This is a genomic window from Microbacterium esteraromaticum (assembly GCF_017303215.1).
GTDB lineage: Bacteria > Actinomycetota > Actinomycetes > Actinomycetales > Microbacteriaceae > Microbacterium > Microbacterium esteraromaticum_C.
The window spans coordinates 1,583,868-1,607,420 of the sequence record NZ_JAEMWU010000001.1; the positions used below are offsets into that span (position 1 = coordinate 1,583,868).

Genomic DNA, 23,553 nt, shown 5'->3' on the forward strand with positions numbered 1-23,553 from the left:
CCTTCGGCGAACGCCCGCGCCCGACACCCCGTGCTACCGCCGACACCCCTGGGTAGGGGCGTCCATAACCAGGGGTGTCGACAGCAGGTGGGGGTCTCGGCGGAGTGGGTGGGGGATGCCGGGGCTCAGGCGACCTCGCGGACCGGTCGTCCTCGTCGGGGGCGCTCGGCGGAGAGGTCCAGCTCTCGAAGGTGCGATGGATGCCCGTGCAGTCTCTGCTCGACGTGGTCGAGCCACCGCAGCTCCGCCTCCGCAGCGAACAGCTGTGCGTCGAGGACCAGGGCGTGCGCCAGTTCTTCGGGCACCGTCGGTTCGGCACCGCTGTGAACGCTGTCGTGAAGGCGCTGCCATCGAGCCTGCGCCGCATCGCGCTCGCCGCGGATCACGACGAAGGGATCCACCCCGGGCAGAGTCGCTGCGACCGCCAGCTTGATCGCCAGTTCGTCACGGGTGCCGGTGCCGCGCTGCACTGGTGAGTCCAGCCACGCCTGCACCTCGAGCCGGCCGGCCCCGGTGATCTCGTAGTAGACATGGCCGTGCTCATCGGTATCGCCCTTCTCGACCAGGCCATCGCGTTCGAGTCTCTCCAGCGTGTTGTAGATCTGGCCGACGTTCAGTGGCCAGGTCGACCCGGTCCGTCGGTCGAACTCCGCGCGTAGCTGATAGCCGTAGCACGGTCCCTGGTCGAGGATGGCGAGCAGGCTCTGGCGGACGGACATGATGCGCTCCGATCGGTTGCCGGTATTGCATTTCTGCGTATATGTATATGGGGAAACGTGCACGGGTGCAACAGTGTGGTGCGGGGCATCCGTTCGCCCTCAGCGTTCCCGAACGTGCCCATCCACAGCATCCGCCGCGCGTCGGCCGGTAGCATGGCACGGTATGTCCGGCGTGGAACGGTCGCCGGGCCGAACATCCAAGGGAGACATCCGTGGCGAATCCTCTCGAGAAGCTGCTGCGCGCCGGTGAAGGCCGCGTCCTCCGGCGCCTGAAGCAGGTCGTCAAGGCCGTGAACGCGCTGGAAGACGACTTCGAGAAGCTCACCGATGACGAGCTGCGCGGCGAGACCGCAGAGCTGCGCGCGCGCTATGAGAACGGCGCGACGCTCGACGAGCTGATGCCCGAGGCTTTTGCCGCCGTACGAGAGGCCGGTAAGCGCACGCTGGGTATGCGCGCTTATGACGTCCAGCTCATGGGTGGTGCAGCCCTCCACCTCGGCAATATCGCCGAGATGAAGACCGGTGAGGGTAAGACCTTCACCGCTGTGCTGGCGATGTACCTCAATGCGATCCCCGGCAAGGGTGCGCACCTGGTCACGGTCAATGACTTCCTCGCGAGCTACCAGGCCGAGATCATGGGCCGTGTCTACCGCGCGCTTGGCATGACCACCGGCACGATCGTGTCGGGTCAGACGCCCGCCGTTCGGCGCGAACAGTACCTGTGCGACATCACGTACGGCACCAACAACGAGTTCGGCTTCGATTACCTGCGCGACAACATGGCGTGGCGACAGGAAGACCTCGTCCAGCGCGACCACCACTTCGTCATCGTCGACGAGGTCGACTCGATCCTCATCGATGAGGCACGCACCCCGCTGATCATCTCGGGGCCGTCCTCGGGAGAGGCCAACCGCTGGTTCACCGAGTTCGCCAAGATCGCCCGCACGCTTGAGGCCGGCGTCGACTACGAGGTCGACGAGAAGAAGCGCACGGTCGGCGTGCTCGAACCCGGCATCGAGAAGGTCGAGGACTACCTCGGAATCGACAACCTGTACGAGTCGGCGAACACACCGCTCATCTCGTTCCTGAACAACTCGATCAAGGCACTCGCGCTGTTCAAGAAGGACTCCGACTACGTCGTGATGAACGACGAGGTCATGATCGTCGACGAGCACACCGGCCGCATCCTGGTCGGGCGACGCTACAACGAGGGCATCCACCAGGCCATCGAGGCGAAGGAGAACGTGCCCGTCAAGGCCGAGAACCAGACTCTCGCGACCGTCACGCTCCAGAACTACTTCCGCCTGTACGACAAGCTCGCCGGCATGACCGGTACGGCCGAGACCGAGGCTGCCGAGTTCATGTCGACCTACAAGCTGGGTGTCGTGCCGATCCCCACGAACCGGCCGATGATCCGCAAGGACCAGCCGGACCTCGTCTACAAGAACGAGCAGGTCAAGTTCGCCCAGGTCGTCGAGGACATCGCCGAACGTCACGAGAACGGCCAGCCGGTGCTGGTCGGAACCGTCAGCGTCGAGAAGAGCGAGTACCTCTCGCGCCTGCTGGCGAAGAAGGGCATCAAGCACGAGGTGCTCAACGCCAAGAACCACGCGCGTGAGGCCGAGATCGTCGCCCTTGCCGGAAAGCTCGGCGCCGTGACCGTCGCCACCAACATGGCCGGTCGAGGCACCGACATCATGCTCGGTGGAAACGCCGAGTTCCTCGCCGTTCAAGAGCTGCGCGGCAAGGGGCTGGACCCCGAGGAGACGCCGGAGGAGTACGAGGCCGCGTGGGAGGAGACCTACGAGGCGATGAAGAAGAAGGTCTCGGAGGACGGCGAACGCGTCGCCGAGGCCGGCGGCCTCTACGTGCTCGGCACCGAGCGCCACGAGTCCCGCCGCATCGACAACCAGTTGCGCGGACGCTCGGGCCGTCAGGGCGACCCCGGCGAGAGCCGCTTCTACCTCAGCCTCACCGATGACCTGATGCGCCTGTTCCAGTCGGGCGCGGCCGAGGCGATCCTGGCCCGCACGAACTTCCCGGATGATGTGCCGATCGAGTCGGGTATGGTCAGCCGCGCCATCCGCAGCGCCCAGTCCCAGGTCGAGGCGCGCAACGCCGAGATGCGCAAGAACGTCCTCAAGTACGACGACGTGCTCAACCGTCAGCGCGAGGCGATCTACGCCGACCGCCGGCAGATCCTGCACGGCGACGACATCGCTGACCGGGTGCGGCACTTCATCGAGGACGCCATCGCCGGCGTCGTCGACGACCACACGGCCGAGGGGCACGCGGAGAGCTGGGACTTCGACGCGCTCTGGACCGAGCTGAAGACGCTCTACCCGATGGACGTCACGATCGACGAGGTCGTCTCTGAGGCAGGTGACCGCAAGGGGGGGATCAGCGCGGAGGCTCTCAAGCGCGAGCTGCTCTCGGATGCTCTCGTCGCATACGAGAAGCGCGAGGAGACCCTCGGCGAGGCTGCCACGCGCGAGCTTGAGCGTCGTGTCGTTCTGCAGGTGCTCGACCGCCGCTGGCGCGACCACCTCTACGAGATGGACTACCTCAAGGACGGCATCGGCCTGCGGGCGATGGCCCAGCGCGACCCGCTGATCGAGTATCAGCGCGAGGGCTACGCGATGTTCCAGTCGATGATGGGGCAGATCAAGGAGGAGTCGGTCGGCTACCTCTACAACCTCGAGGTGCAGGTGCGCCGGGCCGGCGACGACCACACCGAGGTCGAGGCCAAGGGGCTCGTCGACTCGCAGCCCGAGCAGAAGCTGGAGTACTCGGCTCCCAACGATTCCGGAGACGTCGAGGTGCGCAACGAGCGCGGCCAGGTGCAGCGCGCCTCGACCGCGCGCGGCCGCGCGGCGGCCGATGGTGGCGACGCGCGTGGTGCCTTCGGCCAGGCAGCGGATGCCGGCGCCGAGACCGCCGGGCAGAACCGTCAGCAGCGCCGGGCCCAGCAGCGCAAGAAGGGCTGAACCCCGAGGTAGCAGTGGACCGGGGCGCCCGCGCGCCCCGGTATCCTTGGCGGATGACCCGCCGCACACTGGACCAGTCCTCCAAGCTGAAAAACGTTCTCTACGAGATCCGCGGCAAGGCACTGGTCGAGGCGGCGCGACTGGAGTCCGAGGGGCACCAGATCCTCAAACTGAACACCGGGAACCCGGCGATCTTCGGATTCGAGGCTCCGCACCAGATCGTGCGCGATATGCTCGCCGCGTTGCCCAGCGCACATGGCTACAGCGACAGCAAGGGTGTGATCTCGGCACGACGGGCCGTCGTCAGCCGCTACGAGCAGATCGAGGGCTTCCCGCGTTTCGACCCCGATGATGTGTACCTCGGTAACGGGGTGTCCGAGCTGATCACGATGGTGATGCAGGCACTGCTCGACGAGGACGATGAGGTGCTCATCCCCGCGCCGGACTACCCGCTGTGGACGGCGATGACCTCGCTCGCCGGCGGCACCCCGGTGCACTACCTGTGCGACGAGGAGAACGGCTGGCAGCCGGACCTCGAAGACATCCGCGCCAAGGTGACGCCGAAGACCAAGGCGATCGTCATCATCAACCCGAACAACCCCACCGGCGCGGTGTACTCGCGCGAGGTGCTCGAAGGGATCGTGCAGATCGCTCGCGAGAACCAGCTGCTGCTGCTCTCCGACGAGATCTACGATCGCATCCTGTTCGACGACGCCGAGCACATTCCGACCGCGACGCTGGCGCCGGACCTGCTCTGCCTCACCTTCAACGGGTTGTCGAAGACCTATCGCGTGGCAGGGTACCGATCGGGCTGGATGGTCATCACGGGTCCGCGCTCGCATGCCAGGGGATTCCTGGAGGGCATCACGTTGCTCGCCTCGACGCGACTGTGTCCCAACGTGCCGGCCCAGCACGCCGTGCAGGCCGCACTCGGCGGGGTGCAGTCCATCGACGCGCTCATCGCGTCGTCGGGGCGCCTGCACGAGCAGCGCGACATCGCGTGGCAGGGGCTGGATTCGATCCCCGGGGTCAGCTGCGTCAAACCCGAAGGCGCACTGTACGCATTCCCGCGGCTCGATCCGAACGTGCATGAGATCCGCGACGACGAGAAGCTCGTGTACGACCTGCTGGTGTCCGAGAAGATCCTGCTCGTGCAGGGCACGGGGTTCAACTGGCCGACACCCGACCACCTGCGGTTCGTGACGCTGCCCGAAGCGCGCGTGCTCAGTGAGGCTGTCGAGCGGCTCGGGAACTTCTTGGCGAGCTACCGGCAGTAACGGGCGCCCGGGCGTCGAGAGCGTTGGCCACGCGACGGACGGCGGCGACCAGCTGAGAGCGGGGAGCGACATCCGCGATCGCGCGTGCGTGCAGTGCAGCGGCGTCCGCAGCCCTGGCATCGTGCGGAACGAAGGCGACCTCATCGATGCCGGCGAAGCGTTCGAGAGTGCGGCGCACCTGGCCGCGCGCATCGATGCCGAGCGGACCGGGACGGACCCGGTTCGCCACGACGGTGACGGGCGTACCACCGATCAGATGTCGCAGCTCGGCGTGACCGCGAATGAACCGGCTCACTCCCAGTGGGTCGGCCGAGAGTACGGCCACCACTTCATCGGCGTCGAGCAGCGCCGCCGCTGTCGCCGCGTGGCGTGCCGGGGCACCGGGGTCGAGGGGATCATCATCCTCGTCGAACTCGGCGGAGACATCGACCACGGTGTCGTCCGCCCACGTGCGACACACACTCAGGGTCGTTCGCAGACGGCCTGCGGCAAGCTCAGGCCATCGGCTTGGCCGGTTCAACCCGCTGAGCACGTCGATCGTGCCGGCCGAGGTCTCGACCATCGACGCCAGACGCGTCAGCTCGGCGACGTCGAGGCTGCCCAGCTCGGCTCGTCGGCACGCCGCGGCGAGTCCCGGCGACTCGTCACCCAGCCCGAGCTGCAGCGCGACCGAGGGTGCAACGCTGTCGGCATCCACGAGTGCGGTGCGCCGGCCCGCGCGAGCCAGCTCGACCGCGAGCTGGATCGCAACCGTCGTACGACCCGGCGCACCGTGCGGACCCCACACCGCGATCACGCGGGGCGGGCGATGCGGCGTGCTGTCGGCGGAGGCGGTGTCCGGCGGAGCCGACAGCGTCGCGACGATGTGCGCAGCGGGCGTGTCGTACGGCAGCGGAGCGGGGAGCCCGAACCGCGCAGCCAGACGCGAGTCGGCAGGTCCGATCGGCACAAGTCGCACGCCCGCGCGGTCGCAGGCGCCGACCAGATCTGCGGTGAGCAAGGTGCGACTCGGCGTCAGCAGAAGGGCATCGAAGGATGCGAGTGAGACGGCGGAAAGCTCATCGGGGGAGACGGCACGGACGTCGCACCCCTCCAGTTCGAGATCGGATGCCAGCATCCGGGCGTCGTCGTGCGCGATGGCGATGAGCACTGAGGTCATGAGCCCGCTCCGGCTGGCACGAGTGAGATGGCGTCGCCGCCGGTGAGAGCGGCGAGTACATCGGAGACCGCGCTGCGTTCGATGGCAAGCTCAACGTCGGTGCGGCTGTTCGACAGCATCCCGTCCTGCTCGGCGACGGTGACGACGACGGCATCGCCGACGAGGATCCTCGGCTCGTCGTATGTGCGTCCGTCGTCCTGCGCGGGGGCATGCCATACCTCGACCTTCGTCCCCGCGGTCATCCCCTCCGACACCGCTGTGCTGCCGACGACGATGGTGGTGAAGCGGGCATCCGCCGCATCTCCGACCGCAGAGCGGGGCAGCAACTCACCCTTGGGGATGGTACGCATCGCGGTCGACCCGGGCTCCAGGTCGTGTGGTGCCAGGTACTTGTCGCCGAGCGCGCCGAGGCTCACCTCGACGACCTGCAGATCCGCCGAGCCGATCGTGTCGCCGGGAACGACCGTGCGGGTGGTCTGCAGCATGGGTGCGGTCTGGCGAGAAGAAGAGACGAGCAGCCAGACGCCCGCGACGGAGACGATGACCAGGACGACGCCGATCACGAATCGGATATCGCCGAACACGGGCCTGCGGGCGCGGGAGTGCATCATGCAGACATCGTCACAGATTCCGCGGACGTGGCAGAAAAGTTATCCACATGCCCGCGTTCCCGCTGTGCCGCCACCCGCTGGTGGGGGGAGAATGAGAGCATGCCCGAAGCATCCGATCCCGCACCTCGCTTCCTCGCGCCCGCGCAGGTCGCTGAGTTGCTGAGCATCGAGGTCGATGACGTGGTCGCGCTTGTGCACGAGGGGCAGTTGCGCGGGGCGCAGCTCGGCTCGCCTCCGCGCTGGCGCATCGAAGAATCCAGCATCGCCGAATACCTGGCCGCGCAGTCCGAGGAGGCACGGCGCATGGCGCTGTGGCGACAGGCGGACGAAGCCAGCTTTCCCGAGGTGTGGGGCACCACGCCGTTCCGTCGCAACTGACGATCGTCCGTGGCGGCGTCGCTCACACGACGCCGCTCGCGCTCTCCAAACGCACCCAGGCGAGGGCCGCGAACGGAATGCTGCGGAACCCGCGCACGGCGCGTGTTCGGCGGGGCTCACCCACGTCGTGCACCGCGAGGTCGAGGTGATCGGCGCCGGCTCGATCAATCGTGCCCTGCACCGGGTCCGCATCCGCGCGTCCGATCGTCACCGGGGTGCGACGGCGCGCGACATCGCGCAACACGAACCCGAACGTCATGCGCTCTCGCAGACCCGCCTCGCCGTGCGCGGGTGACAGGCTCGACAGCAGTACGCCGTGGTCGCTGCCGATGGTGGTGACGGCGCTCAACGGCACCAGGCGCAGACGAGGGTCGCCGCTCGCACTCACCCCGACCCAGTCAGCACCCATCACGCGAAGCACAGCATCCCAGTGCTCGCCGCCGGTCAGTTCCAGCAGGACGCGGTTCTCGCCCGCGGTCATCGATCGCAGCCGGTCGTGCAGGGTGAGCTTGGAGATCCGCAGCCGCTCGGACTCGGCATCCAAGGCGGCGCGCTCGGACTCCCACTCCGCAGCGAGCTGTCCTTCGAGGTCATCGAAGAGGTGATCCCATTCCACGGGAACGACAGTAGGCCACCGGCGCCGCGCGCGGTTGAGTTATCCACAGATCTGCGGATGCGGGTTCCGTGATCGAGGGGGACGTGTTCTACTTTCTGGGACGTTCGCTACGCACGATTGCATCGATGACCAGCTGTATCTGGGGGGACCACGAGATGACGACGACGTTGAGTGAGTACTTCGCTCCACAACCCACCTCGGTCAGCGAACTCCCCGATCCCACCACGCTGCTGCACAGCCTCACCTACGGAGTGCTCGAGGTTCTCGCGGGAGTGCGCGAGGTCGATCAGCTGGCCCGGTGGTTCGGCGAAGAAGCATTCCGTAACCTGGTGAAGCGCGCCAATCTCGCGGCGCGGGCGCGCAGCGCGCGCGGACTCAGCCCGACGCGACCGAGCTACCAGATCCTGTCCGTGCACCAGAGCTCGCCCACTGACAATGCCGTCGAGGCCGCGGTGGTCGTGGCCGGGCCCGGGCGCACCCGTGCCGTCGCGATCCGCCTCGAGGGGCTCGACGGGCGCTGGCGGGCTGCGTCGCTCGCGGTCCTGTGAGCTGTCGCCGAACGCGGGCGGTGGGGCGCCGACCAGTAGGCTGAACGGGTGTCAACACTCAGCGATCTCGTTCACGCTCAGGGGCGTCTGACCGACGCCGACGTCGAATGGCTGCACCGGCTGGCCGGTGACGGTCAGCTGCTGGCCGACCTCGCGTCGGCCGACATGGTGATCTGGGTCGAGACCCCCGATGGCTCGTTCATCGCCGTCACCCACTCGAGGCCCAGCGGCGCCGCAACCCTCTTCTACCGGGATCTGGTCGGTGAGAAGGTGAGGCCGCAGTGGCGCACCCAGGTGCAGGCGGCCTTCGAATCCGGTGCGATCGTGGACTCCTCCTCGCCGGACTGGTTCGAGGAGACACCGACGCGTGTGCGTGCCGTCCCGATCATGCGTTCGCAGGGGTCGAGTGAGGGGACGATCATCGGCGTGCTGACCAGACACACGAACCTCGGTGAGGTGCGTACGCCGTCCCGGCAGCAGATCAGCTTTGACGAGTGCGCCAACGATCTCTTCCACATGATCTCGACGGGGGAGTTCCCCGATCTTGCGGCGCCGACGGCGCCCCGACGCGGCGCGCCGCGGGCATCCGACGGCCTCATCCGTCTCGATGTCGACGGCATCACCACGTTCGCGAGTCCCAACGCGCTGTCGGCATTCAACCGGATGGGGTTCGACGACGAGTTGGAGGGGGAATCGCTCGCCGAGGTGACCACTCGGATCGTGCCGCCGTCGCGCCAGGTCGACGAGTCGCTGCCCGTGGTCGTGACCGGCCGTGCGCCGTGGCGCACCGACATGGAGGCCCGCGGCGTCACCGTGTCGTTGCGGGCAATCCCGCTCAAGGACCACGGCACACGCATCGGTGCGATCGTGCTGTGCCGCGACGTGTCTGAGCTGCGTCACCAGGAGCAGGAGTTGATCACCAAGGACGCGACGATCCGCGAAATCCACCATCGAGTGAAGAACAACCTACAGACGGTGGCGTCGCTGTTGCGCATCCAGGCGCGCCGCACACACTCCGAAGAGGCGCGTGAGGCGCTGACGCAGGCGATGCGTCGCGTGGAGTCGATCGCCGTTGTGCACGACACGTTGGCCAGTGGTCTGGCGCAGACGGTCGACTTCGACGAGGTGTTCGATCGCGTGCTGAAACTGGTGGCCGAGGTGGCATCGGCGCCGAACACCCGCGCCCGCACCCAGCGTACCGGCCGCTTCGGTGTCTTGCCGAGTGAGTACGCGACACCGCTCGCACTTGCGCTGACCGAGGTCGTCACCAACGCTGTTGAGCACGGCCTGTCGGGGCAGGAGGGGGTCGTGAGCATTGAGGCGACCCGCACCGCCGAGCATCTGCGCGTGACTGTCACCGACTCGGGGCACGGTCTGCCGGAAGGACGCGTGGGCCAGGGGCTGGGGACGCAGATCGTGCGCACTCTTATTCAGGGTGAGCTCAGCGGCACCATCGAATGGAAGGGCGCCGAGGGCGAGGGCACCCAGGTGATCATCGACATCCCGATGCGGTGGATCGTCGCCTGAGCACCGTCCGCTCGACGTGAACGACGAAGCGCCGGACCCCGAGGGGCGTCCGGCGCTTCGTATGAGCTCGGTGTCAGCCGGCGCGGCGGGCGCGGGCAGCGCGGCGCTTGAGCGCGCGACGCTCGTCTTCGGAGAGACCGCCCCACACGCCCGAGTCCTGACCGGACTCCAGGGCGTACTGCAGGCAGATCTCGGTGACGGTGCACGTGGCGCAGACCGCCTTCGCCTTCTCGATCTGGTCGACGGCGGGCCCGGTGTTCCCGACGGGGAAGAACAGTTCGGGGTCGACGGTCAGGCAGGCGGCTTTGTCGCGCCAATCCATAGGTTGCTCCTCTGAGGGGTTCGGTGTGGTCACCGCGTCCGCGGTGGGTGAGTTAGGGAGCAGATCGGGTGGTCGGCTACCCTGGTCATGCAGGCAACAGCCCGCCCCACTCCGATGTGGGAGCACATGGCTTTGTCTATTCTGTTACAGAAGTAAGCTGAGATCAAGGGTTTTCAGACAACTCTTGGAAGGAGTTCGTGTGCGCCCTTCCGGCCCCGCCATCCTCGCCGCGATCGTCCTGGCCGTGGAAGGCCTCGCGCTGACCGCCGTCGCGCTGTTCGAGCTGTTCGCCCTCGGGTCGAGAGGTGCGGCATCCACCACGAGCGCGATCGCGCTGATCGTGCTGACGATGATCACCGCTCTCGCACTGTGGGCCTTCGCTGTCGGCACCCTGCGTCGCGCCTCCTGGGCGCGTTCGGGTGGCATCGTCATACAGGTGCTGGGGCTGGCTCTCGCCCTGGCGTCGCTGACCGTCGAACCGCGGATCTGGCTCTTCACACTCGGTGTCGGCGGAACCGCACTGGTGGGGCTGATCGTGTTGATCTCGGCGACACGACGCGACGGTGAGTCCGATCCCCGGCTGCCGTCGGTCGATCCGGGGCGGCGCGCCGACGACGAGAAATGATCTGTGTCAGGCGCCGCAGCGCCTGACACAGGAATCGGTGCAGACGATCAGGCGTCGATGCCGAGCGTCTTACGCAGCCGGGCGACGTGTCCGGTCGCCTTCACGTTGTACTGCGCGTGGGTGATCACACCCTGTTCGTCGATGACGAACGTCGAACGGATCACGCCCTCGACGACCTTGCCGTAGTTCATCTTCTCGCCCCAGGCGGCATATGCACTGTGGACGGAGTGGTCGGGGTCACTGAGCAGCTCGAACGTCAGCTGATCCCGCTCGCGGAACGCCTGCAGCTTCTCCGGGGTGTCGCGTGAGACGCCCAGCACCGCGTATCCGGCGCTCTGCAGCGACGAGATGCTGTCGCGGAAGTCGCACGCCTGCGTCGTGCATCCGGGCGTCATCGCGGCCGGGTAGAAGTACAGGATCACCTTCGTGCCGCGCAGCGACGACAGGCTGACGGTCGTGCTGTCTTGGTCGAGCAGGGCGAAATCGGGGGCGGGGGTACCGGGTTCCAGGCGCGCGTTCGTCACACACTCAGCCTATCCGCCCCGCCGTTCAGCCGCCGAACGTGGTCAACAGGCGCTGCAGTGAATCCAGGCGTGCCCGGCCGGTCTCGCTGAGCGATCCGTCGGCAACCGCCTCATTGAGCGCACAGTCGACGGCATCGGCCAGGTGTGTGCATCCGCGGGGGCAGTGCTCGGCGATCTGCGCGAGATCGGTGTACGCCGCGAAGATGTTCGCCGGGTCGACATGTCCGAGCCCGAAGGAGCGCACGCCCGGGGTATCGATCACCCACCCGCTGCCCTCGGGGGCGCGGTAGCGCAACGAGACTGTCGACGAAGAGGTGTGTCGACCGCGTCCGGTGACTTCGTTGACGTGGCCCGTCGCGCGGCGCGCCTCGGGCACGAGAGCGTTCACGAGCGTCGACTTACCCACTCCGGAATGACCGACGAAGACGGTGGAATGCCCGACCAGCTCGGCACCGATCTCGTCGACGGGCATCTGACCGCGCGCGCTGGTGAACACCGTGAGATCGAGTCCCTCGAAGTGGGTGAGGAACTCCGCAGGATCGGCCAGGTCGGTCTTGGTCACCGCGAGAAGAGGGCGGATGCCGGCATCCAACGCTGCGACGAGGTAGCGGTCGACGAGTCGGGCACGGGGCTCGGGGTCGGCTGCGGCGACCACGACCAGCATCTGGTCGGCATTCGCGACGATCACCCGCTCGACCTGGTCGGTGTCGTCGGCGCTGCGCCGCAGTAGCGACGTGCGATCGCGGAGCCCGACGATGCGCGCGAGGGTGCCGTCCGCGCCGGACGTGTCACCAACGACACGGGCCCTGTCGCCGGTGACGATCGGGGTACGGCGCAGCTCACGGGCGCGCGCCGCCGTCACCGTGCGCTCATCCGGGCCGTCCTCGTCGATCAGGACGCTGTAGCGTCCCCGGTCTACTCCGAGGACACGTCCGATCCGGGCATCCTCATGTGCCGGACGTCGCTTGGTGCGGGGGCGATTGGCCTTCGGGTTCGGGCGCATGCGGATGCTGCTCTCGTCGAAGTCCTCGACATCGTCGAGTTCATCGTCGCCCAGCCAGCTCACGCGATGGCGCCCTTCAGCATGCGCTCCCACAGCAGGGTGAACTCCGGCAGCGTCTTCGCGGTCGTGCCGATGTCGTCGATCTCGACGCCGGGAACCCGCAGTCCGATCAGCGCGCCCGTCGTGGCGATGCGGTGGTCGTGGTGCGCGCGCCACGTGCCGCCGTGCAGCGGCCGGGGAATGATGCGCAGACCATCCGGCAGCTCCTCGGCCTCGCCGCCCAGTTCGCGCAGGTTGCCGATCAGTGCGGCGATCCGGTCGGTCTCATGGGTGCGGATGTGCCCGACGCCGCGGATGGTCGTCGGGGCATCGGCGAACGCCGCCAGGCCGACGATGGTCGGTGTCAGCTCGCTTGCGGCCGACAGATCGAGCTCGAGGCCGCGGATGCGGTCGCCGGCGCGGACGGTCAGCGCACCAGAGTGCCGGCTGCTGTGCGCTCCCAGCGCATGCAGGATGTCGGGCAGCAACGCGCCGGGCTGCGTGGAGTGCAACGGCCAGTCGCTGACCGTGACATCGCCGCCCGTGATCATCGCCGCGGCCAGGAACGGGGCTGCGTTCGACAGGTCGGGTTCAATCGCCACGTCCTTGCCGCGCGGGGTGCCGGCCTCGACGAGCCACTCGCCGACGGCGGGGCGCTCGATGCGGATGCCGCGGCGGCTGAGGCACTCGATCGTCATGTCGATGTGCGGCACGCTCGGCAGTGTGCTGCCGGTGTGCACCAGGTGCAGTCCGACGTCGAACTTGGGCGCGGCCAGCAGGAGGCCTGAGATGAACTGGCTCGACCCGGAGGCATCGATCTCGACCCGGCCGCCTCGGATGCGGCCGTGACCGCGTACCGTGAACGGCAACGACCACGTGCCGCTGTCGTCGACGTCGATGCCAAGGTCGCGCAGTGCCGAGATCATGGCGCCCATCGGACGGTGCAGGGCGTTCTCGTCCGCGGTGAGATGCACGTCTTTGTCGGCGATGCCCGCGAGCGGCGCGATGAAGCGCATCACGGTACCGGCCTGTCCGCAATCGATGGTGATCCCGCCGGTCAGTGGCGCGGGCGTGACCAGCAGGTCAGGGCCGAACTCGCCGTCCGAGGGCACCTCTTCGATCCCCACGCCCAGCGAGCGCAATGCGTCGACCATGCGGCGCGAGTCGTCGGAGTGCAACGGCCGCAGCAGACGGCCGGGACCATCCGCGATCGCAGCGATCATCAGCTCGCGGTTGGTGAGGGACTTCGAGCCCGGGATGGTGACGGACGCGTGCACGGGCAGGGCGACGTCCGGCGCGAGGTACGCGCCGCGCGCCGGTGCGGGGGAATACCGTTGAGTGCTCATCGGTTCTTAGCCTAGTGAAGCCTGTGACATCGGGAGCGGAGGGTGACGTATGACGGCGATTCTCGCGCGTGAGCACGTCGGCACAGATCTGAGCGCCGATGGTCCGGACAACGCGTACTCCGCGCGCCTAGACTTGCCCGTGATGGACGACACAGCATCCGATGACGCTCGGCGCGACTTCCAGGAGCAGGCGATCCCCTACATGGATCAGCTCTATGCGGCCGCGATGCGCATGACGCGCAATCCGGCCGACGCCGCCGACCTGGTGCAGGAGACGTTCGTGAAGGCGTACGGCGCATGGTCGTCGTTCTCGCAGGGCACGAACCTCAAAGCCTGGCTGTACCGTATCCTCACCAACACCTACATCAACATCTATCGCAAGAAGCAGCGCGAGCCGTTCCAGGGAACGATCGACGACCTCGAGGACTGGCAACTCGGCGGCGCGGAATCGACCACCGCCACTCGCAGCCGCTCGGCCGAGGCCGAGGCGATCGATCGGATGCCGGCATCCGCGGTCAAGGAGGCGCTGCAGGAGGTTCCTGAGGACTTCCGCCTGGCCGTGTACCTGGCCGATGTCGAGGGCTTCGCCTACCAGGAGATCGCCGACATCATGAAGACCCCCATCGGCACCGTGATGAGCCGTCTGCATCGTGGCAGGCGGATGCTGCGGGAGCTGCTGGCCGACTACGCCGCCGAGCGAGGTATCGCGGCGGCTCAACCGAGGAGCACGAAATGAGCGATTGCGGCTGCGAGAAGGCGCGCAAGGATCTGGAGGAGTTCCTCCGCAACGAGATCTGTGCGACCCAGCACTCCGACATTCGAGAGCACCTGGACAACTGCCAGTCCTGCCAGGACGAAGCCCTGGTCGCCAAGACCCTGACAGAGGTCGTGGCGCGCGCGTGCAAAGAGACCGCACCCGAGGAGCTGCGTGAGCAGGTCTTCGCCCGCCTGCGGATCGTGCAGAGCACGTCGCACTGAGTTCGCGGGCCTGTCGCCACCGCCCTCTAGGCTGGTCGGATGAGCGCACCGCAAGAGAACCTCATCCCCGTCGACCCCGAATCGTACCGCCGTCTCAGCGCAGGCGGCCTCGACTACCGCATCGCCGATATGTCGGTGGATGCGGATGCTGAAGGATTTCTTCGTGCCGACGCGCGCGGATTTCTCGATGAGGAGCCGACCGACGCCGTCATCGCGCAGATGCGCGAGACGATGTGCCTGCGCCGGAACATCGGTGTGTACGACTCCGCAGCCGGTGAGCTCCCGGTCGCGACCGTCAATTCCTGGGTCACACCGCTGACCGTGCCGGGCGGCGAGATCGACATGTGGGCGATCAGCTCGGTCACGGTGTCGGGCACTCACCGTCGCCGCGGTATCGCCCGGGCTCTGCTGGAGGGCGAGCTGCGTGCTGCGGCCGCCGCGGGTACCGCCATCGCAGGCCTGACGGTCTCGGAGGCGACGATCTACGGCCGGTACGGCTTCGCGTCGGCGATCCCGGTCGCGCGCCTGACCGTCGACACTCGGCGCGCTGGTTGGGTGGGCACCGCAGCACCCGGCCGCATCGTGTACGCCGATAAGCAGACGCTGGCCGAAGACCTCGAGTCCCTCCACGAACAGGACCGACTGACACGCGCCGGCCAGGTCGCCGGGTGGCGCGGGCGTTGGCAGCGTATGGCCGGACTTGCGGAAGGGGATAAGGACGCGGCGGCAGTCCGGGGCATCCGCTATCTCGACGCCGACGGCGTCGTACGCGGCGCGGTGGCCTACACCCTTGCGGAGCTGGCCGGCACGTTCCGCTTCGAGCTGCGCATCCGCCATATGCAGGCGACCACCGATGAGGCGCTGCGTGCTCTCTGGCAGTTCGTCGTGACGCACGATCTTGTCGACCGGGTGAGTGCCGGTCTGCGACCCACGGACGACCCACTGCCGTGGCTCGTCGCCGACCAGCGCGCCGTCACCACCGAAGTGCACGACCATGGCTGGCTGCGAGTGCTCGACGTCTCCGCCGCGCTGCAGGCGCGCACGTACCGTGCTGCGCTCGATGTGGTGATGCAGGTGGAGGACGTTCTGGGCTTCGCCGAAGGCACATGGCGGCTGCGGATCGACGAGGACGGCCGTGCCGACGTGCAGCCCACCGACGCGCCCGCCGACGTACGTCTGGGCGTCGCCGAACTCTCGGCTCTGTACGCCGGGGGAGTCCACGCCACTCGTCTGGCCGCTGCCGGGCGCATCCAGGGGGACCCCACGCTGATCGCCGCGCTCGATGACGCTTTCCGCACTGTCCACGCGCCGCTGCTCGGCATCTGGTACTGACCAGCGCGGGCAAAGCCGAAAGACGGATGCCGCCCATCCCCTGAAGGGGACGGGCGGCATCCGTCTTTTACGACATTCGACGTCAGCCGAGCGTCAGCGCCTCCTTGAGCAGGGCCACCTGCTCGACGGCGTGCACCTTCGACGAACCGGTCGCGGGCGATGCCGCAGCGGGACGCGTCACCGCGCGGAACTGCCGCGGGCCGGGCACCTCGGCGAACTCCAGCGCCAGGAAAGGCCAGGCGCCCTGGTTCTCGGGCTCGTCCTGCACCCACACCAGCTCGGCGTTCGGGTACGAGTCGGTGATGGCCTTGAGCTCGTCGATCGGCGTCGGGTACAGCTGCTCGAGGCGGACCAGGGCGATCTCGGGGTTGGGGTTCTTGTCGAGCTCGCTGCGCAGATCCCAGTGGATCTTGCCCGAGTGCACCAGCACGCGCTTGACGGCGTTGCGGTCCAGCTCGCGGACATCGTCGATGACCGGCTCGAAGCGTCCCTGCGTGAAGTCCTCGACCGGGCTGGTAGCGCCGCGCAGACGAAGCATCGCCTTCGGCGTGAACACGATCAGCGGCCGGCGCGGGCGGGCGTAGGCCTGGCGACGCAGCAGGTGGAAGTACGATGCGGGCGTCGACGGACGCGCGACGGTCATGTTGTCCTGCGCGCACAGCTGCAGGAACCGCTCCATGCGGGCCGAGGAGTGGTCCGGGCCCTGGCCCTCGTAGCCGTGCGGCAGCAGCATGACGACGCCGGAGTGCTGGCTCCACTTCTGCTCGGCCGATGAGATGTACTCGTCGATGACCGACTGCGCGCCGTTGGCGAAGTCACCGAACTGCGCTTCCCACAGCACCAGCGCCTCGGCGTTCTCGACCGAGTAGCCGTACTCGAATCCGAGCGCGGCGTACTCGCTGAGCAGCGAGTCGTACACGAAGAAGCGGCCCTGGTTGTCGGAGAGGTTCGACAGCGGCAGCCATTCCTGACCGTTCGCGCGGTCGTGTAGCACCGCGTGCCGTTGCACGAAGGTTCCGCGGCGCGAGTCCTGGCCGGCCAGCCGTACTGGCGTGCCCTCGACCAGCAACGACCCGAAGGCCAGCAGCTCGCCGAAGCCCCAGTCGATGTTGCCCTCACGGCTCATCGTGACGCGCTTGTCGAGCTGCTGCTGCAGTTTGGAGTGCACGGTGAAGCCGTCGGGCTTGTTCGCGTGCGCGTCACCGATCAGGTGCACGACCTCGACCGGAACGCCGGTGACATCGGGTGCACCGACCTGATCCTCGACCTGGCTGAGCTCGGGAGCGATGGGCGTCGCGCCCGTCTCGGCGGCATGCGTCTCGGCGAACGCGACCTCCAGACGGCTCTGGAAGTCGGCGTTGGCCTGCTCGTACTCTTCCGCGGTGATGTCGCCACGACCGACCAGGCCGTCGGTGTAGAGCTTGCGCACCGAGCGCTTCGCCTGGATCAGGTCGGTCATCAGCGGCTGCGTCATCGAGGGGTCGTCGCCCTCGTTGTGCCCACGGCGGCGGTAGCAGACCAGGTCGATCACGACGTCGCGGTGGAAACGCTCGCGGTACTCGAACGCGAGGCGGGCCACATGGATGACGGCCTCGGGATCATCACCGTTGACGTGGAAGATCGGCGCCTGGATCGTCTTGGCGACGTCGGTGGCATAGACCGACGTGCGAGAGTCGGTCGGCAGGGTCGTGAAACCGACCTGGTTGTTGACCACCACGTGCACCGTGCCGCCGGTGCGGTACCCCCGCAGCTGCGACATCTGCAGCGTCTCGACGACCACGCCCTGGCCTGCGAACGCTGCGTCGCCGTGCACCAGGATCGGCACCCAGGCGAACGTGCCGATGGGCTTGCGGTCCTGCTTGGCGCGAACGATGCCCTCGAGCACGCCGTCGACGGTCTCGAGGTGCGAGGGGTTCGCTGCCAGGTAGACGGGCAGTTCGCTGCCGTCCTCGGCGACGAAGGTGCCCTCGGTGCCGAGGTGGTACTTCACGTCTCCCGAACCGCGCTGGTTGCCGGGCGTGAGCGAGCCCTCGAACTCGCGGAAGACCTGGCCGTAGGTCTTGCCGGCGATGTTGGTGAGCACGTTGAGTCGACCGCGGTGGGCCATACCGATCGCGGCACCGTCGAGGCCGGCGGTGGCCGCGCCCTGGAGGATCTCGTCGAGCAGCGGGATCAGCGACTCGCCGCCTTCGAGTGAGAAACGCTTCTGGCCGACGAACTTGGTCTGCAGGAAGGTCTCGAACGCCTCGGCCTCGTTGAGCTTGCGCAGGACGCGCAGCTGCTCGTCGTGGCCGGGCTTGACGTACTTGACCTCGACCTTGTCCTGGAACCACTGGCGCTGCTCGGGGTCCTGGATGTGCATGTACTCGATACCGAGTGTGCGGCAGTACGAGTCGCGCAGCACGCCGAGCACATCACGCAGCTTCATGACGCGCTTGCCGCCGAAGCCGCCGGTGACGAACTCGCGGTCCAGGTCCCAGAAGGTCAGGCCGTGGCTCTCGATCTCCAGGTCAGGGTGCGACCGCTGCACGTACTCCAGCGGGTCGATGTCGGCCATCAGGTGACCGCGGACGCGGTAGGAGTTGATCAGCTCCTGCACGCGGGACTGCTTGTCGACGCGTTCGGCGAGGTCGACGGCGATGTCGGAGTGCCAGCGGATCGGCTGGTAGGGGATGCGCAGGGCGGCGAACACATCGTCGTAGAAGCCGCGCTCACCGATCAGCAGCTCGTGCACCTTCTTCAGGAACTCGCCCGAGCCGGCACCCTGGATGACGCGGTGGTCGTAGGTGCTGGTGAGCGTGATCGTCTTGCCGATGCCGAGCTCGGCGAGCGTGCGCTCGCTGGAGCCCTGGAACTCGGCCGGGTAGTTCAGCGCACCGGCGCCGATGATGCACCCCTGGCCCTGCATAAGACGCGGCACCGAGTGCACGGTGCCGATGCCGCCGGGGTTGGTCAGCGAGACCGTGGTGCCGGCGAAGTCGGCGGCCGTGAGCTTGTTGGTGCGAGCCCGGGCGATGAGGTCCTCGTACGCGGCGAGGTACTCGCTGAACGTCATCGTGTCGGCGCGCTTGATGCTCGGGACCAGTAGCGCGCGGGTGCCATCGGGCTTGGGGACGTCGACGGCGATGCCGAGGTTCACGTGCGCCGGCGCCACGACCGACGGCTTGCCGTCGATCTCGGCGTAGAACACGTTCTGGCTCGGGAACTCTTTGAGCGTCTGGACCAGGGCCCAACCGATGAGGTGCGTGAAGCTCACCTTGCCGCCGCGGGTGCGCGACATGTGGTTGTTGATGACGATGCGGTTGTCGATCATCAGCTTGGCCGGGATCGTGCGGACGCTGGTCGCGGTGGGAACACGCAGCGACTGGTCCATGTTCGCCGCGAGGGTCTTCGGCATCCCGCGCAGCGGAGTCACCTTCTCCTCATCGGCGGGAGTCTCATCCTTCGCCTGCGGCTTGGGGGCCTGTGCGGGAATGGGCGCCTGCTTGGCGGGCTTGGCCGTCGTGCGCGCGACCGGCTGGGCGCCGATCACGGGAATGGGCGCGGTGACGGGGTGCGCGTTCTGCGCCGACGCGGGCGGTGCAGCTGCATCGGGGGAGTAGTTCTCGAGGATCGGCCACCACTCCTTGTCGACGGAGTTGCGGTCCCGTTTGAACTGCTCGTACAACTCGTCCACGAGCCACGAGTTGGCTCCGAACCCCCCGTCGCCACCGACGCCGGTCACCTGGTTCGACACGCTTTATCGCCCTCTTTCGTCGCTGAAGCCCTGCGTGCGGCACGACGACGACTGAGCATCGACCGCACATGTGTAGTAACAGTCCTCAAGCCTAATGCCAATCGGGGTCGCCCGACGTGTGCGACCGGCACCGCGTCGAACAGGAAGAACCAGCATCCGCGCGTCGCGTCACATGTGCATTCGGTAAGATCGAGCGCACTATGGACGACCCTCCTTCTTGTAGTACCACGCCCCATTCCCCGCTCCTCGTCGAAATCGAGGACTTCAGCTGATGGAACTGCTGATGCTGGGTGTGGGGCTCCTGCTCATCGTCGGGACGGGACTCTTCGTCGCCAGCGAGTTCGCGCTTGTCAATCTGGACCGTGCCGAACTCGAAGCCCGTCAGGCCCGCGGCGAATCCCGTCTGGGGATGACGATCCGGGCGTTGAAGATCACGTCGACGCATTTGTCCTCGGCGCAGCTGGGCATCACTCTCACTACGCTGCTGACCGGCTACACCATGGAACCGGCGATCTCGACGCTCCTTGAGCCCGTCATGGAGGCGTGGGGTGTGCCGGATGCCGTCGCCGTGCCGCTGTCGGTGACGGTGGCCATGTTCATCGCCACGGTGCTGTCGATGATCATCGGCGAACTAGTGCCGAAGAACTTCGCACTCGCGCTGCCGTTGGCAACAGCCAAGGCCGTCGTGCCGTTCCAGACGGCGTTCACCGCCGTGTTCAAACCCGCTGTGCTCCTGCTCAACGGCAGCGCCAACGCCGTACTGCGGTCGATGGGTGTCGAGCCGAAAGAAGAGCTGTCGGGCTCGCGCAGCGCCGAAGAACTCTCATCGCTTGTGCGCCGTTCGGCCAGCCAGGGTGTGCTCGAGAGCGACACTGCGACGTTGCTCGACCGCAGCCTCACCTTCGCGCGGTTGACGGCCGACGACATCATGACGCCGCGCCCGAGCATGCATGCGATCAGCGTCGGCGACTCCGCAGATGATGTCATTCAACTCGCCCGCCGTACCGGTCACAGCCGTTTTCCGGTGTACGACGATGACCTCGACGACATCACCGGTGTGGTGCACGTCAAGGCCGCCGTGTCGGTGCCGCGCGAGAAGCGCGCCGATGTGCCGGTCGGTGCCCTGAGCACCGAACCCCTGCGTGTGCCCGAGACGGTGCACCTGGACGTGCTCGTGGCCGAACTGCGCTCTAAGGGGTACCAGATGGCCGTCGTGGTCGATGAGTACGGCGGTACCGCGGGCATCGTCACGTTGGAGGACCTCGTCGAGGAGATCGTCGGCGAGGTCTCCGATGAGCACGATCGCTCCCGCGCCGGCGTCGTGCGGCGTGTCGACTCGATCACGTTCCCGGGTGAGCTTCGCCCCGACGAACTCCTCGCGCGCACCGGTATCGCCGTGCCGGAGGGGGAGATCTACGACACCGTCGGCGGGTACATGATGAGTGTGCTCGAACGGGTTCCTGTGCTCGGCGATGAGGTTCGGGTCGAGCACGGGACGCTGACGGTGGCACGCATGGACGGACGCCGCGTCGATCGGGTGCGGTACACCGCCGACCCGGTCGAGGACACGACGGAGGTCGAGCGATGAGCGACTGGATGGGCCTGGTCTGGCTGGTCGTGCTGCTGATCGGCAACGCCTTCTTCGTCGGTGGCGAGTTCGCCGTCATCTCGGCGAGAAGATCGCAGATCGAGCCGCTCGCCGACAAGGGCTCGCGAGCAGCGAAGACGGCGCTGTACGCGATGGAGCACGCCACGCTGATGCTGGCGACGTCGCAGCTGGGGATCACGATCTGCTCGCTGCTGATCCTGAACGTCTCGGAGCCGGCGATCCACCACCTGCTCGAGATCCCGCTGCACGCCCTGGGCTGGGACGAGTCGATCGTCTCGGTGACATCATTTGTCATCACCCTCGCCCTGGTGTCGTTCCTGCATGTCGTGTTCGGTGAGATGGTGCCGAAGAACCTCGCGTTCTCGCTGCCGGATCGTGCGGTGCTGCTGCTGGCACCGCCGCTGGTGTGGGTGTCGCGGGTGTTCGGTCCCGTCATCTGGGCACTGAACGGCATCGCGAACGCCGTACTGCGCCTGTTCCGGGTCGAGCCGAAGAACGAGGCGGCATCGACGTTCACGCTCGAGGAGGTCGCGACGATCGTCGACCGCTCGCGACGCGAGGGTGTGCTCTCGGACACCTCGGGGGCCGTCGCAGCGGCGGTGGAGTTCACCGACAAGAAGGCGCGCGACATCGCGGTGCCGTTCGCCGAGCTGATCACCCTGCCCGAGACGGCGACGCCTGCCGACGTCGAGCGGGCCGTGGCCCGCTACGGATTCTCCCGCTACGTGATCGTGGACGGTGCGGGCAAGCCGGTGGGCTATGTGCATCTGAAGGACATCCTGCGGGCATCCGAGGGGCCCGACGCGCACGTCGATGAACCGCTGCCCGCCAAGCGCATCCACCACATGGTGCCGGTGCACGAGGAGACCGATCTCGAGGACGTGCTCGCGGCGATGCGCCGCGCGGGGCGTCACCTGGCCAATGTGCGCGATCTCAGCGGCGCCACCACGGCGGTGCTGTTCCTCGAGGACATCCTCGAGGAGCTCATCGGCGAGGTGCAGGACGCCACGCGGCGCGGACATCACGGACGCTGATCGCGTCCCGGCATCCGGTGCGCAGAACATCGGATGCCGGGACCCGGCCGTCACGCGACGGTGGCGAGTGCCGGTGGCTCAGCGCCAGCGCGCGCGTTCGTACTGTGGAGCCCATTCCACTGCTGCGCCGAGTTCGTGTGCGGCGCGCAGGCCGAAGTGCGGATCACGCAGCCACTCGCGTCCCGCGAAGACGGCATCCGCAGCTCTCGAGGTGAGCACCTCCTCGGCCTGTGCGCCTGAAGTGATCAGGCCGACGGCGCCAGTGCGCACGCGGCCTCCGGCGCGCACGGCGGCGGCGAGGGGCACCTGGTAGCCGGGGTGTACGTCGATGTGCTGGTGCGCGACGAGGCCGCCGCTGGAGACATCGACGAGGTCGGCCCCGGCCTCGATCGCCCACAGGCCGACCTGCGCGGCCTCATCGGGAGTGAACCCGCCCTCGGCGTGGTCTGTGGCCGAGATGCGCAGGAACACCGGAATGTCGTCTCCGGCCGCTTCGCGGACGGTCCTGAGCACACGGAGCAGCAGTCGAGCCCGGTGCGCCAGCGCGCCGCCGTACTCGTCGGTGCGCAGGTTCGACAGCGGCGAGAGGAACTCGTGCAGCAGATATCCGTGCGCACCATGCACCTCGAGTACATCGAACCCGGCGTCGAGAGCGCGCTGCGCCGCTGCGGCGAACGCTGCGACGATCCGATCGATGTCGTCGGCTTCAAGGGCCGTTGGTGTTGCGAGGCCCTCGAAGGCGACGGCGGAGGGCGCCTCCGTGGTCCAGCCGCCGTGCTCGTGCGGTACAGATCCACGCTGTGGCGCCCATGGCCACCAGGTGGAAGCCTTGCGTCCGGCGTGCGCGAGCTGCACGCCGATCAGGGCCCCGCGCTGGTGCACGTCATCGACGATCGGCGCCCATGCGTCGCGCTGCACGTCGTTCCACAGCCCCACATCACGCGGCGAGATGCGGCCTTCAGGGGTGACGGAGGTCGCCTCGGCGAGGATGAGACCCGCACCGCCGGAGGCGAACTGCGGCAGGTGCACGCGGTGCCAGGGCTGCGGGATGCCATCGATAGCGCTGTACATGCACATCGGCGAGACCCACAGCCGGTTGCGGAAGGAGCGGGCGCGGATCGTCAACGGGGAGAAGAGCAGACTCACGGTACGACCGTATCGCCGCACGGATGGCTGTGGGCGC

Annotated in this window: 21 protein-coding genes; 11 read left to right on the plus strand and 10 right to left on the minus strand. The window is 67.6% G+C overall.

From position 1 onward, the window contains the following. Positions 1 to 125 precede the first annotated feature (125 nt). Positions 126 to 719, minus strand: a complete 594-nt coding sequence (locus tag JF543_RS07150; protein ID WP_206820732.1) for a PadR family transcriptional regulator — start codon at positions 717 to 719, stop codon at positions 126 to 128. 212 nt (positions 720 to 931) lie between these two features. Between JF543_RS07150 and secA the strand changes: the two genes are divergently transcribed. Together secA and JF543_RS07160 are read left to right on the plus strand one after the other, a co-directional pair. Beyond that, positions 932 to 3,706, plus strand: coding sequence for a preprotein translocase subunit SecA (gene secA, locus JF543_RS07155; RefSeq protein ID WP_206823501.1), 2,775 nt, complete (start codon positions 932 to 934; stop codon positions 3,704 to 3,706). 53 nt (positions 3,707 to 3,759) lie between these two features. Further along, complete coding sequence (locus JF543_RS07160; protein WP_179411268.1) at positions 3,760 to 4,983, plus strand: pyridoxal phosphate-dependent aminotransferase; 1,224 nt, start codon at positions 3,760 to 3,762, stop codon at positions 4,981 to 4,983. Here JF543_RS07160 and JF543_RS07165 read toward each other — a convergent pair. Continuing rightward, positions 4,931 to 6,142 (minus strand): AAA family ATPase, encoded by a 1,212-nt coding sequence (locus JF543_RS07165; RefSeq protein WP_206820730.1) that lies wholly within the window; start codon positions 6,140 to 6,142, stop codon positions 4,931 to 4,933. The two genes, JF543_RS07160 and JF543_RS07165, sit on opposite strands and share 53 nt — an antisense overlap. Beyond that, positions 6,139 to 6,753, minus strand: a complete 615-nt coding sequence (locus JF543_RS07170; protein ID WP_179411266.1) for an SAF domain-containing protein — start codon at positions 6,751 to 6,753, stop codon at positions 6,139 to 6,141. Before JF543_RS07170 ends, JF543_RS07165 begins: the two co-directional genes overlap by 4 nt. Positions 6,754 to 6,852: 99 nt before the next feature. Between JF543_RS07170 and JF543_RS07175 the strand changes: the two genes are divergently transcribed. Further along, positions 6,853 to 7,131 (plus strand): helix-turn-helix domain-containing protein, encoded by a 279-nt coding sequence (locus JF543_RS07175; RefSeq protein ID WP_179411265.1) that lies wholly within the window; start codon positions 6,853 to 6,855, stop codon positions 7,129 to 7,131. A 22-nt stretch (positions 7,132 to 7,153) separates the two neighbouring features. Here the strand turns inward: JF543_RS07175 and JF543_RS07180 are convergent, their stop codons facing one another. Beyond that, positions 7,154 to 7,747, minus strand: a complete 594-nt coding sequence (locus JF543_RS07180) for a hypothetical protein (RefSeq protein ID WP_179411264.1) — start codon at positions 7,745 to 7,747, stop codon at positions 7,154 to 7,156. Between the two features lie 125 nt (positions 7,748 to 7,872). On the opposite strand from JF543_RS07180, the gene JF543_RS07185 reads away from it, so the two are divergent. Together JF543_RS07185 and JF543_RS07190 are read left to right on the plus strand one after the other, a co-directional pair. Further along, the gene (locus tag JF543_RS07185; RefSeq protein ID WP_179411263.1) at positions 7,873 to 8,295 is read left to right on the plus strand and encodes an Rv3235 family protein; all 423 of its coding nucleotides are present in this window, start codon (positions 7,873 to 7,875) and stop codon (positions 8,293 to 8,295) included. Positions 8,296 to 8,343: 48 nt separating this feature from the next. Beyond that, complete coding sequence (locus JF543_RS07190) at positions 8,344 to 9,822, plus strand: histidine kinase N-terminal domain-containing protein (protein ID WP_206820729.1); 1,479 nt, start codon at positions 8,344 to 8,346, stop codon at positions 9,820 to 9,822. Between the two features lie 73 nt (positions 9,823 to 9,895). Here the strand turns inward: JF543_RS07190 and JF543_RS07195 are convergent, their stop codons facing one another. Next, a complete protein-coding gene (locus tag JF543_RS07195) occupies positions 9,896 to 10,144 on the minus strand; it encodes a WhiB family transcriptional regulator (protein WP_071641453.1) in 249 nt (82 codons plus the stop codon). A 199-nt stretch (positions 10,145 to 10,343) separates the two neighbouring features. Here JF543_RS07195 and JF543_RS07200 point away from each other — a divergent pair, with 199 nt between their 5' ends. Further along, on the plus strand, positions 10,344 to 10,769 hold the full coding sequence (locus tag JF543_RS07200; RefSeq protein WP_179411261.1) for a hypothetical protein: 426 nt from the start codon (positions 10,344 to 10,346) through the stop codon (positions 10,767 to 10,769). 47 nt (positions 10,770 to 10,816) lie between these two features. On the opposite strand, the gene bcp is transcribed toward JF543_RS07200, so the two are convergent. Genes bcp through aroA form a run of 3 tightly spaced genes read right to left on the minus strand, consistent with a single transcriptional unit; the run spans position 10,817 to position 13,681 of the window. Next, complete coding sequence (gene bcp / locus JF543_RS07205) at positions 10,817 to 11,293, minus strand: thioredoxin-dependent thiol peroxidase (protein ID WP_206820728.1); 477 nt, start codon at positions 11,291 to 11,293, stop codon at positions 10,817 to 10,819. 25 nt (positions 11,294 to 11,318) lie between these two features. Then, positions 11,319 to 12,359: a ribosome small subunit-dependent GTPase A gene (rsgA, locus tag JF543_RS07210; protein WP_206820727.1), complete on the minus strand. Its 1,041-nt coding sequence runs from the start codon at positions 12,357 to 12,359 to the stop codon at positions 11,319 to 11,321. After that, a complete protein-coding gene (gene aroA / locus JF543_RS07215; RefSeq protein ID WP_179411258.1) occupies positions 12,356 to 13,681 on the minus strand; it encodes a 3-phosphoshikimate 1-carboxyvinyltransferase in 1,326 nt (441 codons plus the stop codon). Before aroA ends, rsgA begins: the two co-directional genes overlap by 4 nt. 49 nt (positions 13,682 to 13,730) lie before the next feature. Between aroA and JF543_RS07220 the strand changes: the two genes are divergently transcribed. From JF543_RS07220 to JF543_RS07230, 3 genes are read left to right on the plus strand one after another with little or no spacing between them, the layout of a single operon-like run. Further along, positions 13,731 to 14,417 (plus strand): sigma-70 family RNA polymerase sigma factor, encoded by a 687-nt coding sequence (locus JF543_RS07220; RefSeq protein WP_206823503.1) that lies wholly within the window; start codon positions 13,731 to 13,733, stop codon positions 14,415 to 14,417. Then, a complete protein-coding gene (locus JF543_RS07225; protein WP_206820725.1) occupies positions 14,414 to 14,659 on the plus strand; it encodes a zf-HC2 domain-containing protein in 246 nt (81 codons plus the stop codon). The genes JF543_RS07220 and JF543_RS07225 overlap by 4 nt, the downstream gene beginning before the upstream one ends. 39 nt (positions 14,660 to 14,698) lie before the next feature. Beyond that, positions 14,699 to 15,991, plus strand: a complete 1,293-nt coding sequence (locus tag JF543_RS07230; protein ID WP_206820724.1) for a GNAT family N-acetyltransferase — start codon at positions 14,699 to 14,701, stop codon at positions 15,989 to 15,991. Positions 15,992 to 16,073: 82 nt separating this feature from the next. On the opposite strand, the gene JF543_RS07235 is transcribed toward JF543_RS07230, so the two are convergent. Next, the gene (locus tag JF543_RS07235; protein ID WP_206823505.1) at positions 16,074 to 19,727 is read right to left on the minus strand and encodes a multifunctional oxoglutarate decarboxylase/oxoglutarate dehydrogenase thiamine pyrophosphate-binding subunit/dihydrolipoyllysine-residue succinyltransferase subunit; all 3,654 of its coding nucleotides are present in this window, start codon (positions 19,725 to 19,727) and stop codon (positions 16,074 to 16,076) included. Positions 19,728 to 19,998: 271 nt separating this feature from the next. Between JF543_RS07235 and JF543_RS07240 the strand changes: the two genes are divergently transcribed. Both JF543_RS07240 and JF543_RS07245 read left to right on the plus strand, forming a co-directional pair. After that, a complete protein-coding gene (locus tag JF543_RS07240) occupies positions 19,999 to 21,315 on the plus strand; it encodes a hemolysin family protein (RefSeq protein WP_206823507.1) in 1,317 nt (438 codons plus the stop codon). Beyond that, entirely contained in the window at positions 21,312 to 22,370 is a 1,059-nt protein-coding gene (locus JF543_RS07245) for a hemolysin family protein (protein WP_179411247.1), read from the plus strand. Before JF543_RS07240 ends, JF543_RS07245 begins: the two co-directional genes overlap by 4 nt. Positions 22,371 to 22,448: 78 nt before the next feature. Here JF543_RS07245 and JF543_RS07250 read toward each other — a convergent pair whose 3' ends face one another. Further along, positions 22,449 to 23,516, minus strand: a complete 1,068-nt coding sequence (locus tag JF543_RS07250; protein ID WP_206823509.1) for an NADH:flavin oxidoreductase/NADH oxidase — start codon at positions 23,514 to 23,516, stop codon at positions 22,449 to 22,451. Positions 23,517 to 23,553 lie beyond the last annotated feature (37 nt).

What these genes read in the sequence shown, in the direction of transcription:
- JF543_RS07170 (WP_179411266.1), bottom strand. Translation starts at nt 6,753, where the DNA reads ATGATGCACTCCCGCGCCCGCAGGCCCGTGTTCGGCGATATCCGATTC.
- JF543_RS07230 (WP_206820724.1), top strand. Translation starts at nt 14,699, where the DNA reads ATGAGCGCACCGCAAGAGAACCTCATCCCCGTCGACCCCGAATCGTAC.
- JF543_RS07165 (WP_206820730.1), bottom strand. Translation starts at nt 6,142, where the DNA reads ATGACCTCAGTGCTCATCGCCATCGCGCACGACGACGCCCGGATGCTG.
- JF543_RS07195 (WP_071641453.1), bottom strand. Translation starts at nt 10,144, where the DNA reads ATGGATTGGCGCGACAAAGCCGCCTGCCTGACCGTCGACCCCGAACTG.
- JF543_RS07160 (WP_179411268.1), top strand. Translation starts at nt 3,760, where the DNA reads ATGACCCGCCGCACACTGGACCAGTCCTCCAAGCTGAAAAACGTTCTC.
- aroA (WP_179411258.1), bottom strand. Translation starts at nt 13,681, where the DNA reads ATGAGCACTCAACGGTATTCCCCCGCACCGGCGCGCGGCGCGTACCTC.
- JF543_RS07245 (WP_179411247.1), top strand. Translation starts at nt 21,312, where the DNA reads ATGAGCGACTGGATGGGCCTGGTCTGGCTGGTCGTGCTGCTGATCGGC.
- JF543_RS07175 (WP_179411265.1), top strand. Translation starts at nt 6,853, where the DNA reads ATGCCCGAAGCATCCGATCCCGCACCTCGCTTCCTCGCGCCCGCGCAG.
- JF543_RS07185 (WP_179411263.1), top strand. Translation starts at nt 7,873, where the DNA reads ATGACCAGCTGTATCTGGGGGGACCACGAGATGACGACGACGTTGAGT.
- JF543_RS07240 (WP_206823507.1), top strand. Translation starts at nt 19,999, where the DNA reads ATGGAACTGCTGATGCTGGGTGTGGGGCTCCTGCTCATCGTCGGGACG.
- JF543_RS07150 (WP_206820732.1), bottom strand. Translation starts at nt 719, where the DNA reads ATGTCCGTCCGCCAGAGCCTGCTCGCCATCCTCGACCAGGGACCGTGC.
- JF543_RS07225 (WP_206820725.1), top strand. Translation starts at nt 14,414, where the DNA reads ATGAGCGATTGCGGCTGCGAGAAGGCGCGCAAGGATCTGGAGGAGTTC.
- JF543_RS07220 (WP_206823503.1), top strand. Translation starts at nt 13,731, where the DNA reads ATGACGGCGATTCTCGCGCGTGAGCACGTCGGCACAGATCTGAGCGCC.